General features: G+C 44.4%; 11 protein-coding genes. 5 read left to right on the forward strand and 6 right to left on the reverse strand.

All coding sequences use genetic code 11. From position 1 onward, the window contains the following. Window positions 1-336: 336 nt before the first annotated feature. Complete coding sequence (locus F0231_RS09355) at window positions 337-774, reverse strand: DUF4174 domain-containing protein (protein WP_171759453.1); 438 nt, start codon at window positions 772-774, stop codon at window positions 337-339. Between the two features lie 102 nt (window positions 775-876). Between F0231_RS09355 and F0231_RS09360 the strand changes: the two genes are divergently transcribed. Together F0231_RS09360 and F0231_RS09365 are read left to right on the forward strand one after the other, a co-directional pair. Beyond that, a complete protein-coding gene (locus tag F0231_RS09360) occupies window positions 877-1,401 on the forward strand; it encodes a GNAT family N-acetyltransferase (protein ID WP_171759454.1) in 525 nt (174 codons plus the stop codon). After that, window positions 1,388-1,786 (forward strand): nitrous oxide-stimulated promoter family protein, encoded by a 399-nt coding sequence (locus tag F0231_RS09365; protein ID WP_171759455.1) that lies wholly within the window; start codon window positions 1,388-1,390, stop codon window positions 1,784-1,786. Before F0231_RS09360 ends, F0231_RS09365 begins: the two co-directional genes overlap by 14 nt. 4 nt (window positions 1,787-1,790) lie before the next feature. Here the strand turns inward: F0231_RS09365 and F0231_RS09370 are convergent, their stop codons facing one another. The 3 genes from F0231_RS09370 to F0231_RS09380 all read right to left on the reverse strand — a co-directional run bounded on the left by F0231_RS09370 (window position 1,791) and on the right by F0231_RS09380 (window position 5,429). Beyond that, window positions 1,791-2,480, reverse strand: coding sequence for a helix-turn-helix domain-containing protein (locus F0231_RS09370; protein WP_171759456.1), 690 nt, complete (start codon window positions 2,478-2,480; stop codon window positions 1,791-1,793). A gap of 74 nt (window positions 2,481-2,554) precedes the next feature. After that, window positions 2,555-3,748: an EAL domain-containing protein gene (locus F0231_RS09375; protein ID WP_171759457.1), complete on the reverse strand. Its 1,194-nt coding sequence runs from the start codon at window positions 3,746-3,748 to the stop codon at window positions 2,555-2,557. Window positions 3,749-3,752: 4 nt separating this feature from the next. Then, on the reverse strand, window positions 3,753-5,429 hold the full coding sequence (locus F0231_RS09380) for a tetratricopeptide repeat-containing response regulator (protein ID WP_171759458.1): 1,677 nt from the start codon (window positions 5,427-5,429) through the stop codon (window positions 3,753-3,755). A gap of 194 nt (window positions 5,430-5,623) precedes the next feature. On the opposite strand from F0231_RS09380, the gene F0231_RS09385 reads away from it, so the two are divergent. Next, window positions 5,624-9,106 (forward strand): transporter substrate-binding domain-containing protein, encoded by a 3,483-nt coding sequence (locus tag F0231_RS09385; protein ID WP_171759459.1) that lies wholly within the window; start codon window positions 5,624-5,626, stop codon window positions 9,104-9,106. Next, window positions 9,103-10,509, forward strand: coding sequence for a CHASE4 domain-containing protein (locus tag F0231_RS09390; protein ID WP_171759460.1), 1,407 nt, complete (start codon window positions 9,103-9,105; stop codon window positions 10,507-10,509). The genes F0231_RS09385 and F0231_RS09390 overlap by 4 nt, the downstream gene beginning before the upstream one ends. Before the next feature lie 26 nt (window positions 10,510-10,535). On the opposite strand, the gene F0231_RS09395 is transcribed toward F0231_RS09390, so the two are convergent. Together F0231_RS09395 and trxC are read right to left on the reverse strand one after the other, a co-directional pair. Then, window positions 10,536-11,696, reverse strand: a complete 1,161-nt coding sequence (locus F0231_RS09395; protein ID WP_171759461.1) for an MFS transporter — start codon at window positions 11,694-11,696, stop codon at window positions 10,536-10,538. Between the two features lie 197 nt (window positions 11,697-11,893). Continuing rightward, window positions 11,894-12,328, reverse strand: a complete 435-nt coding sequence (gene trxC / locus F0231_RS09400) for a thioredoxin TrxC (RefSeq protein ID WP_171759462.1) — start codon at window positions 12,326-12,328, stop codon at window positions 11,894-11,896. 104 nt (window positions 12,329-12,432) lie between these two features. Between trxC and F0231_RS09405 the strand changes: the two genes are divergently transcribed. Further along, a complete protein-coding gene (locus F0231_RS09405; RefSeq protein ID WP_171759463.1) occupies window positions 12,433-13,515 on the forward strand; it encodes a ketoacyl-ACP synthase III in 1,083 nt (360 codons plus the stop codon). Window positions 13,516-13,536: the final 21 nt, after the last annotated feature.

Below are 13,536 nucleotides of genomic sequence, written 5' to 3' on the forward strand. Positions count from 1 at the left end.
TTGATAGCAGTGATGTTGGGCTAGTCTAGTGCGAATCAAAAATTGCCTTTCTAATCAGGCAAGTATTGAGCCATGACGAAGAGTATAGAATGCCCAAGAGCTTTCAATCCCCCTTATCTTGATAATTTAAGGAGGAGTTTAGTGGCGTAGTACAGTATTATACCAACCTAAATAAATATCTGGTCATTTTTGCTTGCTAAAATCGCTAATAGCTTCGTTATAGCTATGTTTTTAAAGAATGGTGAAGGTAGGTCAACTAGCTAGCTGCAATCTATGCCTTGCTCTAAGCGATTTTTTCTGCGCAATTATCTGATCACCTATTTATCCAGGTTGGTATTAAGCGGAACAGGGGTTGTTTTGAGTGGCCATTTCATATTGTCTCACTGGCATTGAATCGATGGTTTGTTTGACTTGGTTCCAATCTGTTTGTTTTCCCCAGCGAAGTTTTTCGTGCCCATCTTTACCAATAAGAACCGTTGTGTGTTTGCCAGGTTTGACTTGATAGACCTCGAAAAGTGCTTTGAGGTTAAATTCAAACTTGACCCAAGTCGGGTTGGTAAAGCCATCTTCAGTCACCACCATGGTAATCAAATCTCTGTCTTGCAGTTCACACTCATTAATCAATGTTTCGAGTAAAAACTGCTTTACGTGATCATCATTGGTGGGAGCAAAGTAAATGACGCTACGGTGTTGATAATGGGTCGAGTACGCGGGGTAGCTCCATGCAAACGTACTGGCTAGTAGGGTAAGCCCTAACAAAAGTAATACCCTCATGGTTAGGCTCCTTGAGTTTCAAAAGTTCTAACATGTAGATGTTTACGATAAGTGTAGGTGTTAAGCTCAAGTGACGATAAAAATGATAGGGAAATTTACTCGATGCAGACACTTCACACTGAACGGCTGACACTGCGAATGGCAAACGAGAAAGATGCAGAATTTGTTTTGGCACTCTACAACACCTCAGACTTTATTCAGTTTGTTGGCGATAAACAGATTCGCAGTGAAGCGGATGCGTCGCGTTACATCGAAGATAAAATATTGGCGATGCACAAAGAATTTGGTGTTTGCCTGCTAGTCGTCGAAGAGGCCACAACCGGTGAAAAACTGGGTGTTTGTGGACTAATTAAACGACCAGAACTAGAGGCTTATGATATTGGCTACGGGTTTAAACCGAGTGCTTATGGCAAAGGGTATGGTTATGAAGCCGGCCAAGCGGTTATCACATACGCACAGCAACAACCTCATATTGATGAACTGGTGGCGATCACAACGTCAGACAATCAAGGAAGCCAAGCACTATTGAATAAGCTCGGCTTTACCTACATCAAAGTTCAAGATGCGATAAGTGATAAAGTAGATTTGTTGTTGTATCAAATGAGTCTAGCAAGTGAGCCGATCTAAACAGTCAGACATATTAAAAGGTGCGCTGTACACTGAGTTTAAAACGGTCAGTGCGATGGTTGCGATTTATTGCCGACATCATCATGACTCAGTTACAGGGCTTTGTAACGACTGCAAAGAACTGTTGGATTACGCTGAAACGCGCTTAGATCGCTGTCCCTATGGTCAAAATAAACCGACCTGTAATCAGTGTCCAATTCACTGCTACAAACCCGCTGAGAAAGAGCAAATGCGCCAAGTGATGCGATACGCTGGGCCAAGAATGCTGTTACCTCATCCCATCCTTGCTATTCGACATCTGCTCCATGAAAGAAAGGCGATACCAGCAAAGCCGAAGCCTAACGTGTCCAATCGTCATTTACGTAAGCAAAAAAATAAACAGTAAACCGCTAAGATTGATCAACCACTGAGGTTTGCAAATCGGTGAGTCTTTCCGCTAAACGAGCCTGATCAAGGATATGAATTGAACCACGGTTTACGCTGATCTCTCCCGTCGATTCTAGCATTTTAAGCACTTCATTGAGCCTTGGTCTAGAGATGCCAGTGATGGTACTCAACTGTTTTTGAGAGGTGTGTATTGCCGTCAGGCTTCCTTTGATTTGGTTGGAGTGTTTGCTAATTTCGAGCAAGGAGAAAACGACTCGCGCTTCTCGCTTGTAGAGAGAAACGGCTTGAGCTAGCAACCATCTATTCTGGGTCTTCAGTGACGCGTGGTAGAGGAACTGAAAGATATGAGGGTCTCTGGCTGCCAGTGTATCGAGCTTCTCTTTAGCAAAGAAAATAATCTCTAAGGGTTCAAGTTGCTCAATGTTGACGTGTACACGGATATTGTTGTTCATGATACTGCCGCCAAGCCAATCACCTGCGCCAAATATACTCGAATTCATCGTATTGGTTTGCTCTGAACCGAAACCAATGCCAGCGATGCCTTTTTTTATGTAAAGCAACCCTTTAAGGTTTCCACTGTGACCAGCAGAGTTCCCTAAACTTTGGATTTTAATCGCATTCAGGACAATGGCTTTTTTAGTTTCATTGGGTAGTTCACAAGGCCAATTAATACTATCCTGGAGAGTATCCACACTCATTCCTCACTGTTTTACTCGCGAGTAAGTGTATACCTTGTCTCTATATTAGAGCAATGTGGAACATCCGATTATTTGATCGTTTCTGGTTGCTTTTGGTTCAATGCGTTCTGTATAAAGTCTTTACTACTCAATGGCTTGTTAAAATAGTAGCCTTGAAGCACATCACACCCCAGTTTGGCCATCATCTTAGCTTGAATTGGGGTTTCGATACCTTCCGCAACTAGTTTCAAATCGAGGCTTTTACCTAAATTGATCATACACTGGAGCGCTGAAAAGTGTTTTTGGCTGTCTGACATACGCTCAATAAACAGGCGATCAATTTTAAGCTCACTAAATGGGCTGTTGATCAGTTGGCTAATGGATGAGTAGCCAGTACCGAAGTCATCAATCGAAATAGTGACGCCTCGCATTCTGAGACGAGTCATGTTGTCTAGCGCACGACCCAAATCATGGGTGATTTCAACTTCAGTTACTTCGAGAGTGAGTTTATTAGCAGGGAATCGCGCCTGTTCTATTGCTTGAAGCACTTTGTCTGCAAAGTCTTCATGTTCCATGTCTGACGGCGAAACGTTAATGGCAATTTGAATCTTTTGTCCAAGACGGTGCCACTGTGCGGCAGCCTCTAGGCTCACTCGAAGCATTTTGCAGCTGAGGGCGTAGCTTAAGCCTCCGGCGAAGACCACAGGTAAGAATTTGTCTGGTGTTAGCAGCCCTAGGTGACTGTGTTGCCAACGAACGAGAGCCTCGGCGCCAATCAAGCGATGGTTTTTTGCGCAGTAGTGACCTTGAAAATAGGGTTCAAACTCGTCGTGGAGTAGGGCGTGGCGGACTTCTTGTTCACTGATGCCAGTTGGCTGAACTTCGATGGTAGGTGAAAAAACGGTATCGCATAGATGAGCAAGTGTATCTGCAAGGCCAGCTTTACTAACTGGCTTAGGTAACTGGCTTATGTTTCGAATGCCATAAGAGATTGCCATGTCGATGACAGAATCTTGTACATCTTTGGAGACACTGCTCGTTAGCACAACATCGGGTGAGATGTTGATATCGGAAAAATGCCTCAGAAACTCTACACCATCCATATCTGGCATATAGAGGTCGCAGAAAATTAAGTCTGGCGTCGCAAGAGAGATAGCGTCCAAGCCCTCCTGACCATTACTAGCAACAGCGATGTTAGCGGAGGTCAGGCTTTTCAATAGGCGACTTAGGATCGTCGCATGAAAAGCATCATCTTCAATGATTAATATGTTGTTTAATGCCATAAAATTAACTGCTAATGGTATTGGCTTCTTTTAACTCTTTCATATCCAGCTGACTTGCAAGAGTGTCACAGGCGTTGAAGTACGCTTTAGTTTTTGCGTGAGGGCTTCCACGAAGGTGCTCTTTGCAGATTTTTGCAATTTTAGCCACTTGGACTTTCGACCATGCTGGTGGCCAAGAGCGTGTTAAGACCTCAAGCATCAACAGGTAAAGGTCATTGTCGATGGTGTTGGCTTTAAGCGCTTTGCTCAACAAAATCGCGGCTTTATCAAAATGCTGATTCGCCACATAGTGACGTGAACGCTCTTTGATCTTTAGCAACTGGCTGTAGCCTTGTTCAATTTTGGTGCGGTACTGCTGAAAGTAACTCATGTAGCCGTGTTGAGCGGCGATGTTCGGATGGTCAGAAATCGCTTGAACTGCCAGCGTAGAAGCATGTTTGTACGCATCATGCTCATATACGGCAAAGGAGGCCTTCGCCAGTTCCATTGTTTCATACACACTTGGCTGATGCAGAGGCTCTTCTTGACGGAACTCTTGATACTTCTCGTAATAGAAACGTGCTTTCTGAGCGTCATTCTTAAGCTTGAAAATACGACACAGGATAAGGAATTCGAATCCTTTATATTGCTCACGTGTGTAGTTTTGACGCCACTGCTCAATCCATTTAGCAACGGTAGCGACATGCGTTTCACGTAAGTTGACGGCATCAAATCGAGCAAGATCGAGCTGGATGGAAGCTGCGAATAAATAGTCATCTACTGATGATCGGAATGAGTTTCTTGATTCGGCTTGTAGTGCTTTTAAGCTGTTCAATGCATCCGCTAAATCAAATAGGGCTAAGCGCATAGCAACTCTGACTTCATGACGTTGAATGTGCTTAGGTGACACTGCAATTGCCGATTCAATCTCTTCCAAAGCAAGATCAAATTGGTGCTGCGCTGCATAGGTTTCTGCACTGATGTCGCTCGCTTGCGCGCTACGAAGCGGATCTTTTTTCACTTGTGAAGCGAGGAAAAGTGACTGCTTATATTGGCGTTGGTGGAATGCGATACGCGCAAGTTCTAAATGAACCGCCGAGTTTTCATTCGAGCCTTTTAGGTTAATCAGTACATTACGAGCTTCATCGTATTTTTCTAATGCCGCAAGCGACTTTGCTTTAATGAGCTGGCTTCGAACGATCACTTCTTCGTCAGCAAAGAAAGATTGGTCGATGTATTCGATAGCACCTTGGTAGTTCTTATTACCAAAGATGGTTAATACGTCTGAAAGCGCTCTTTTTTTCGCAGAGAATTGGGGAAGACGCTTTTGCAAGGTAGCATAGTTAAGGGGCTTTAGAAGGTAGCCATCAGGTTCTAGCTCCATAAAGCCGCGAACCACTTCAGGTGTGCCGTCACCTGTGACAATAATGTTGACACAGTCAGGGCTTAGAAGCTGTTTATGTTGGAGCTCATCGATCAACTGGTAGCCGTTGGCTTTTTTGCCCAAATTATAGTCGAACAAAACCAGCGCGTAGTTTTTTACACGGCATTTATCAATGGCTTCAGAAGCATCCTGAGCGAAGTCAATCCTTTGGATAGGGTAACCCAATCGCTGCAGCATTCCCTTTGCAGCGGTTCTGTACATTGGACTGTCATCAACGATTAAGACAGGCCTACTAGAGTCAACAGTTCCAGATAGCATTACTTACTAAGCACCTTCTCATATTTACCGACCATTATTTTCTATTTTTATATGGAAGTCTGTTCTCTAAAGAACAGAAACATGACTCTTAGCGCAATATACTGGATTGCGTGTTGTTATTGCTAGAGTGCGACTTTGTGAACCTCCAAACTTGTAGACGATTTATTCAATCAGTTATCCGCTGTGTTGCGACAGTGAGCCTTTTTCTCGCATTGAGTCAGCCTGCTTTTTCAGCATCTAAAACCGTTGCAATTGGTTTACCTGCTGCGCCTGTGGCTGATCAAAAAACGACCGGCGTGCAAGGGTTTACTAAGCTACGTACTTTTATGGAAAGGTATTGGCAGGTTTGGGGGAAAACTTACGGTTATAAAGTGGAGTTTGTATATGCTTCGCATGGCCAGTTGGGTAAATTTTTATCCTCCGGTGAGATAGACATAATTGCAATCTCTGCAATTACGGATACGGGTGTTGCTGGCCTATATAGTGTGCCTTACGCATATACTGGCGGGGCTTTATACGCGCGTATCAATGATAAGTTGAAAGGGCGTCCTACCGCTCTTAACCTGCCTTTCCCACTTTTTCCTGAAAATTACAACCGCTCTCAAGTTGCTCTCTACCATGGAGGTGATGTTGAGAAAACGGTCGAACAGATTGGTAAAGTAAACTTTATCTACTCTTGGGGGCCAAGTCGTTTAGAGCAAGCAATGTTAACCAGTGCGTCTAGTAAAGACTTCGTACTTGCCCAGAAAACCAGAGGTGTTCCTTTACGTTTCAAAGCCGCACAGGACCAACAGGATTTGATGGTTCAGGTCAATAGCGGGATCAGGAATATTTCCTCTTCGCTAATTGAAGAATTGTGGAACTCGATTGACTCGTCGGAAAAGGTCGAAGTTGAACTGGTGATTGGTGACTATTATCAAAAAGTTTCACCGGAACAAGAAGTAGAGCTCATCAAGAGTCCAACGTTGACTTATGCGTATGTTGAGCGTGGTGAAGAACCTTACTTTATTGGTGAAGATTTCGAGTTGCAGGGTTACACCATTGATGTTCTCAATGAAATTTCAACGCATATCGGTGTTACCTTTGTTGGTCAGCCTTACCGCTCTTTTCAGGAAGCGATTGATGCAGTAAGCAGTGGTGACGTTGATCTTTTTCCGGGTGTGTATCGAACTGAACAAAGGAAAGAGAGTTTAGAGTTCACTAAAGATATTGATAAAGCGTCAATGGCAATCATCAGTGAGATGGATTACAGCTCAATCAAAGAGCTTTCTGGACTGCGTATCGCTTTGGTTCGAGGATTGCACGAAAATGACATTGTCGCGAGCATTCTTCCTAATAACCCTGTGATTTATCTTGATACCGCTGAAGAGGCCATTGAATCTGTTGCTTTAGGTCGAGCGGATGCCTTTGTCGGCAAACTACTGAATAGCATCTACCTCGTTGATAAACATAAATTCTACAGTCTTAAGATACATCAAGCACTCGACGTTGAAGAGGAGCTTTGGCCAAGAATTGCAGTAGCAAAAGGCCGTGATTCGCTGGTGGAACTCTTGAATATCGGAATCTACTCATTGGGGGATAGCTTTCAACAAGAGCTAGGCCACAAATGGAGAAGGGCTCTGGAAAGCAATTACCAAGAGCAACAGAGAAACCACCTTTATCGCCGAATTTTATATTTTTCAGTCGGATTGGGAATCCTGTTTGTCTTTGGTGCCATCTTGTACCGTCGCCAACTCAAACGCCGTAATCAGATTCAAAACTCATTAGAAGCAGCCTTGTTTGAAGCTGAAGAAGCTAAGCGACAGGCAGAAAACATGGCATTAGCGAAATCTGACTTTTTAGCACGTATGAGTCATGAAATTCGTACGCCAATGAATGGTGTGTTAGGCATGGCGGAAGCACTCTCTTTCACTCGTTTAGACAAAGAGCAATCTGACTTGCTGCAAACTCTAAATGGGTCGGCACGAAACCTGATGGCACTATTGAATGATGTTCTTGATTTCTCAAAGATGGACGCAGGTAAGCTCACCTTAGAAAGCATTGAGTGTGACATTGACTCGTTGGTTACTGGTGTGATTGGAAACTTCAGACATAAAGCGAATGCGAAAGGACTAAAACTGAGCTGTAGAGTTGATCCGCAACTTAATAAGATCTATTCCTGTGACTCGACCCGCTTAATGCAAGTGTTGAATAATTTGGTTTCCAATTCCGTAAAATTCACAGAGAAGGGCTACGTTGAAGTAACGGCTCAATTGATCGCCAAAGATTACCACCAGTCGAGTGACGTTGAATCTCAAGATCTAATCAGCTTACAGATCCGCGACAGTGGTATTGGTATCCCTAAAGAGAAGCTACGTTCGCTGTTTGACCCATTTGTTCAAGCTGACGGCGACATTACTCGACGTTTTGGTGGTACTGGCTTAGGTTTGAGTATCAGTAAAGAGATCATCGACAGCATGGGCGGTGAGATCAAGGTGAGTTCCGTAACGGGTCACGGTAGTTTGTTTAACATCATGTTACCTCTAACACGAATTGAAGAAACTACGGTCGAAGCTGAACAAGAAAGTAACTCTCTTGAGCCACAAGGTGATTTGAGTTCATTAAAAGTTCTGTTCGCGGAAGATAATGAAGTTAACCGAAAAGTTATCGGTGGTCAGCTGAAACGTCTGGGAGTTCAGTTTGATACTGCGGAAAACGGCCTAATTGCGTGGAATAAGTATCAAGCTGATCCATCGTATGACTTGGTTCTCTCTGACTGCCACATGCCTGAGATGGACGGCTTTACCTTAGCCGGTAAGATCTCAAGCACATATGGAAGTAAAAAGCCGCATTTGATTGCGATTACGGCAGATGCGTTAAGTGGTGCGGCCAAGCGATGCCTTGAAGCTGGATTCGATGACTATATTTCAAAGCCGTGCCCTATCGACATACTAGAAACCAAGCTAAGTTTGGTTTCGACCTCAAGGGCAGGCGAGACACAGTCTGTAATCCCTGTTTCAAATGTAACCGAGGCAGAGAACATCATTGATGCTCCTGAGCCAACTGAACAGCTAGACGATGACCTGAGTTGGCTAGAAGAGTTTGAGTCAGTGACACCTCAGCCTCAATCTGCAACAGAAAATGAATCAGACCTTGAGGCTGATCTCGCTTGGCTCGACGAACATGACTCTGATGTAGCACCTGATATTGGAAGTGACCCTCTCGAAAGTTTACTAGCAGAGCTAGAAGATATGGGCACCACTGAAGGTATTGATACCGTTGAAGATTTATATGTCGAGGAAGGTGACTCACTACAAGAGGTTCAAACTTCGGTCGAGCCTTTAGTTTTGCCAACGTATGACTCATTTGATCACGAAGCGGTACTTGCCATGAGTGGTGGCGATCTTGAGATCACCAAAGAAATTCTCGATACATTTCTTATTAACTATGAGAAAGACTTAACTGAGCTGGTTGAAAGTAGTCTATCACCTGATAGTGCATGGCTTAAGGATGTTGCTCATCGAATCAAAGGCAGTGCTTTGTATTTAGGCAATAATGCCATTGCGACGGTGGCAAAAGATCTCGAACAAGCCAGTGCTGAAGATGATCGAACTCATGCCAATGAACGTGTCGTCTACATTGAACAGCACTTGCAAATGCTTGCTAACGAAATTGAAGTCTACTGTGAGTCACTATGAGTTCGCGTTATTCAATTGACTCGGCAATCAAGTGGGTATTAGCACTGGCGGCGATTGTGATTGCAATCGTCACGGGCATGGCGGCTCATATGGCCTTGAAGGAAGAGCGACAGTATTGGCAAAGCCAGCTCATTAGCAATTATCGATATTCCATTACAGCGATGGTAAATCAGGAGTTTGAACACCTGCAACAACTATCCAACACTGTGGTGGAGTCATCCGCAACGTATGGTTTCGTTAAGTTTGGGCGTTCTAAATATTTGGAACGATTTTACGCCAATAGAACGCTGCATGAAAAGTCACTATCTGCCATTTTAATATTGAATACGGAAGGACGTGATACCTTTTCCAATACCACGATTTCTAAGCGTGTCTTTAATCTCATGAAAGAACGATTTGTCGCGGTGAGTGGAACTCCTTATGCGTCGGCGAGAGATCATGGGATGGTATTTGTTGAGGGACGGATCTTTCTTTATGTCCAAAATAAGTTAGATAGGGCATCTCAAAAAGCGATTGGCTCGGTGGTGATCTTTCGAGAAGTGACCTCTGAAATGCTCGAAAAACAGAGCAGAGAAATTGGGTTGGAATTTGATATCCAATACACGTCGGCGAACCATCGAGTTATGAAGGTGAGTTATGCCAACGGTATTGTCGTGAACGCGCTTTCAAGCAGCGATACAGACGAAAGCATCAGAATAGAATATCAAGTGCGCTACAGTGGCAACTTACTACAGCCAGCCAGTTTTGTGATACATGTTCCGTTGGATAAGGCAATGTTAAACCAATGGGTGCTCCCCTTGACTATCCTGTTGTTTATCTTTGGTGCCGTGGTCTCAATGTGGATGGTCATTAGACAGTTTCTGATTCAACCATCTTTAGAGTTTGCGCGTTTAGTAACCCGAGGTTATGACCCATCTCAGACCAAACAAGTCGAGAAGAGACTGCCTTTGGAGCTAGACCGTGTCTATTCTGAGTTTCGTCATCTATACCAAGATATAGAAAGGCAGAGTCGATTTAGTGATCTTCTGTTAGAAGCGATTGGAGACGTCATTATTACCGTTAATATTGACGGTGAAATCGAGTACACCAACCCAGCTGCTGCTCATTGGTTGGGCTTTTCGGAAACGAACCTTGAAGGGAAGCCTCTCGAACTTTATCTCAGAAGTCGCGACAACCTAAGTTCTGGGGTATCAAATTGGCTATATCAGGCCAATATCGACAAAAAAAGGGTCGAAACAGAAGCGAAAGTGACCGTGATTGGCAATCTAGAACAGTGCTTTGGCGTTCATGTGATTTGCCAACCAATTGATTTGAAATACTCGGTAAACGGCAGCTCGACATCGGTTATTGTGATACGAATTAATGAAACCCACCAATGTGACCATAGAAACCAGCTTTGTTAAGGGACAGTGACCTGTCCCTCTGAGTTTTATTCGCCAGCAACGGCTTGATGTTTCGCCTTAACACTCGCAATAAGCATGTAGATACACGTTGCTAACAGGGTAGCAAATAAGTAACCAAGTAGACCTTGTGCGCCTGTCATAAACCCATCAGCAATCACTGGGCCCGCGACTGAGCCAATGCTGTAACTAAACAGCATGACTTGCGTCGCTGAGACAATGTAGTGTGCGTCAAGCTTGTCACACCCTAAGTTGATCGCGACAGGGTACAATGCGAATGTTGCTACACCCAACAAGAACAGACCCGCGCCTAATGCTTGAATACCAGACACCATTGACGTGAAGGTAATCGCTGCCACGCCTAGCAGACAGAATAGTGCCATCAGCAAAGTGCGACCAAGGTATTTAGAAAGCCAAGGTACGACTGGCTGAACCGCCATTCCGCCAAGAATCACCACCGCCATTAGACCGCCGATATTGCTGTGTTCAATACCGCGAGAATTCAGCTCTACTGGCATCAAACCATAGATTGCACCAAGGGTTAGCCCCGACACGATGCAACCAATAATCGCAGCGTGGTTTAGTTTGCTAATTTGTTTGAACGATAGAGATACACCATGTTCGCTTTCAGGTTGATCACTCTCACCAAACAGTAGAACAACAACCGCAAGGATAAGCAGAGTGACAATGGCGATAAAAGGCACGCCACCTTCAATACCAATGACGCCGATCCCTAACTGACCCAATGCGCTACCGCCATACAGTGCACCCATGTACAGTCCAAGGCGTTTTGCACGCGCAGACTCATCACCATGCAAAAGCCAAGACTCGACAATAACGAACACGCCAGCGACAGCCATACCTGCAAGAGTACGAGCAATAACCCATACAACAGAGTGAGGCAGCATCGGTAGAACCATAATGGTTGCGATAAATGCGATTAAGCACCAAACGAACGCAATACGATGGCCGACTCTCTTAACGAAAGGTTCAACGGCTAGAGCGCCGATCAGCAAGCCTGCGTAAAATGCACTTGCAAGCCAGCTAGCGAGTGATGCATCTAAGCCGTAATCTGGCAACATAAGAGGAATTAAACTCATTAGATACCCTGACGCGACTGCATAAAGAGCAAGCGCAATAACAGGTACAGAAATGCGAGCTTGTTGAGCAGATACAGGGGTGTTTTCCAATGTCGTAGCCTCTTAGTTTGGTATAAATATGAACAGATTTCGGCGCGACTATGGGGGTAAAATGGGTTTGGGTAAAACGAAAAGGTTTCACCTTGACGACAAAAGTTATTTATCGTCGTTGAGGGAGGGAAAATAATAGAAAAAACCGCCAAAAACAGAGGTTCTAGAGCGGTTTTTCTTAGAGCTATAGCTTGGGTTTATTTTGAAATTGCTTGATTAAGCCATTGATCAAATTGGCCTTTAGGAAGTGCGCCGTTAATGACATCGACTCTTTGGCCATTTTTGAACACCATAACGGTTGGAATGCTTCGAATCTGAAACTTAGCGGCAAGATTTTGCTGGCTTTCCGTATCTACTTTTACAAATCGGATGTTTTTTGCGCGCTCAGTGGCAACGTCTGAAAAAACAGGTGCGAAGCCAACACAAGGGTTACACCAAGGGGCCCAGAAATCGACCACGACAGGAACAGAACTGTTCAGAATAGCCTCAAAGTTTAACTCTGTTCCTTCGATAGGCGCACCGTCAAGAAGTGGAGACTGACATTTGCCACAATTGGGGCTTTCAGTGATACGTTCTAATGGAACACGATTGACACCTGAGCAAGATGGGCATCGAGTATTAAAGGTCGACATGATATTTCTCTCGTTGTTTTTTTCATTTAGATGACAGTTACTGTCATGCCTAGTTATACTCTGAAATGAACGAGTGATACAAATAACAAATCAAAAGGCTCCGAATGAACAATTTCTATGCAGAAATCACTGGTTGGGGGAAATGCCTACCGCCCGCAACACTTTCCAATGAAGACCTAAGTACCTTTTTAGATACCTCTGACGAGTGGATTCGTACCCGCACTGGCATCGAAAACCGACGTATTAGTCATGTTAATACGTCAGACCTTGCAACAGTAGCAGCCCAGCATGCTTTGGCTTGTGCAGGTAAAACCGCGCAAGAAATTGACCTTATTATTATCGCAACCTGTTCGCCAGACTCGTTGATCCCAAATACCGCTTCGAAAGTTGCACAAAACCTTGGCATTAAAGCGGCGACGGCTTTTGACTTAAATGCGGCATGTACCGGCTTTGTTTATGGCCTTGAAACGGCGACTCGATTAATGCAAGCAGGCAACTACCAGAATGCCATTGTCGTCGGGGCTGAACGCCTTTCATTTTTCATTGATTGGACCAAGCGTGATACCGCCGTTTTATTTGGTGATGGCGCGGGCGCTGTTGTATTGAGTCGCACAGAGCAACAAGTTGGCTTACAGCAAACACAATTAGGTTGTGACTCTGCTGGCCGTGACATTCTCGCTGTGCCAAAGTTTGGTACATCGATGGATCGCTTTGCTGCTGATAACGGTCATTGGGACTTCAACTTTGTAGGCAAAGAGATCTTTAAACGTGCGGTTAAGGGGATGGGGGCTGCGGCTCAAAGTGTCTTAGCTCGCAGTGAACTTTCTACCGCTGATATTGACGTGGTTATCCCGCACCAAGCAAACATTCGCATTATTCAAACACTTTGTGACCTTTCTGGTATTAGCCAAGACAAAGCCTTCGTTAACATTCAGAAGTACGGCAATACATCGGCAGCGACCGTGCCTATCGCATTATGTGAGTCTTTAGAGCAAGGGTTCGTGAAGCCAGGTGATAACCTTCTGCTCGCTGCTTTCGGTGCAGGTTTAACATGGGGCGCAGGTCATATTAAATGGGGTGAACGTGTAACGCCATTAGGTGAAAGTGACGCCGCTTTACCTGACTGTGATAAGAGTGCTTTAGAACTTCTAGAGAATGCGATTGAGCACTGCAAAAATCGCCCATAACACATTGATGCTTTAAGAGTA

Source organism: Vibrio sp. RE86 (genome assembly GCF_013114545.1).
Taxonomy (GTDB): Bacteria; Pseudomonadota; Gammaproteobacteria; order Enterobacterales; family Vibrionaceae; genus Vibrio.

Coding starts and splice junctions, on each gene's coding strand:
- F0231_RS09375 (WP_171759457.1), bottom strand. CDS start 3,748: ATGGCATTAAACAACATATTAATCATTGAAGATGATGCTTTTCATGCG.
- F0231_RS09355 (WP_171759453.1), bottom strand. CDS start 774: ATGAGGGTATTACTTTTGTTAGGGCTTACCCTACTAGCCAGTACGTTT.
- trxC (WP_171759462.1), bottom strand. CDS start 12,328: ATGTCGACCTTTAATACTCGATGCCCATCTTGCTCAGGTGTCAATCGT.
- F0231_RS09390 (WP_171759460.1), top strand. CDS start 9,103: ATGAGTTCGCGTTATTCAATTGACTCGGCAATCAAGTGGGTATTAGCA.
- F0231_RS09380 (WP_171759458.1), bottom strand. CDS start 5,429: ATGCTATCTGGAACTGTTGACTCTAGTAGGCCTGTCTTAATCGTTGAT.
- F0231_RS09360 (WP_171759454.1), top strand. CDS start 877: ATGCAGACACTTCACACTGAACGGCTGACACTGCGAATGGCAAACGAG.
- F0231_RS09405 (WP_171759463.1), top strand. CDS start 12,433: ATGAACAATTTCTATGCAGAAATCACTGGTTGGGGGAAATGCCTACCG.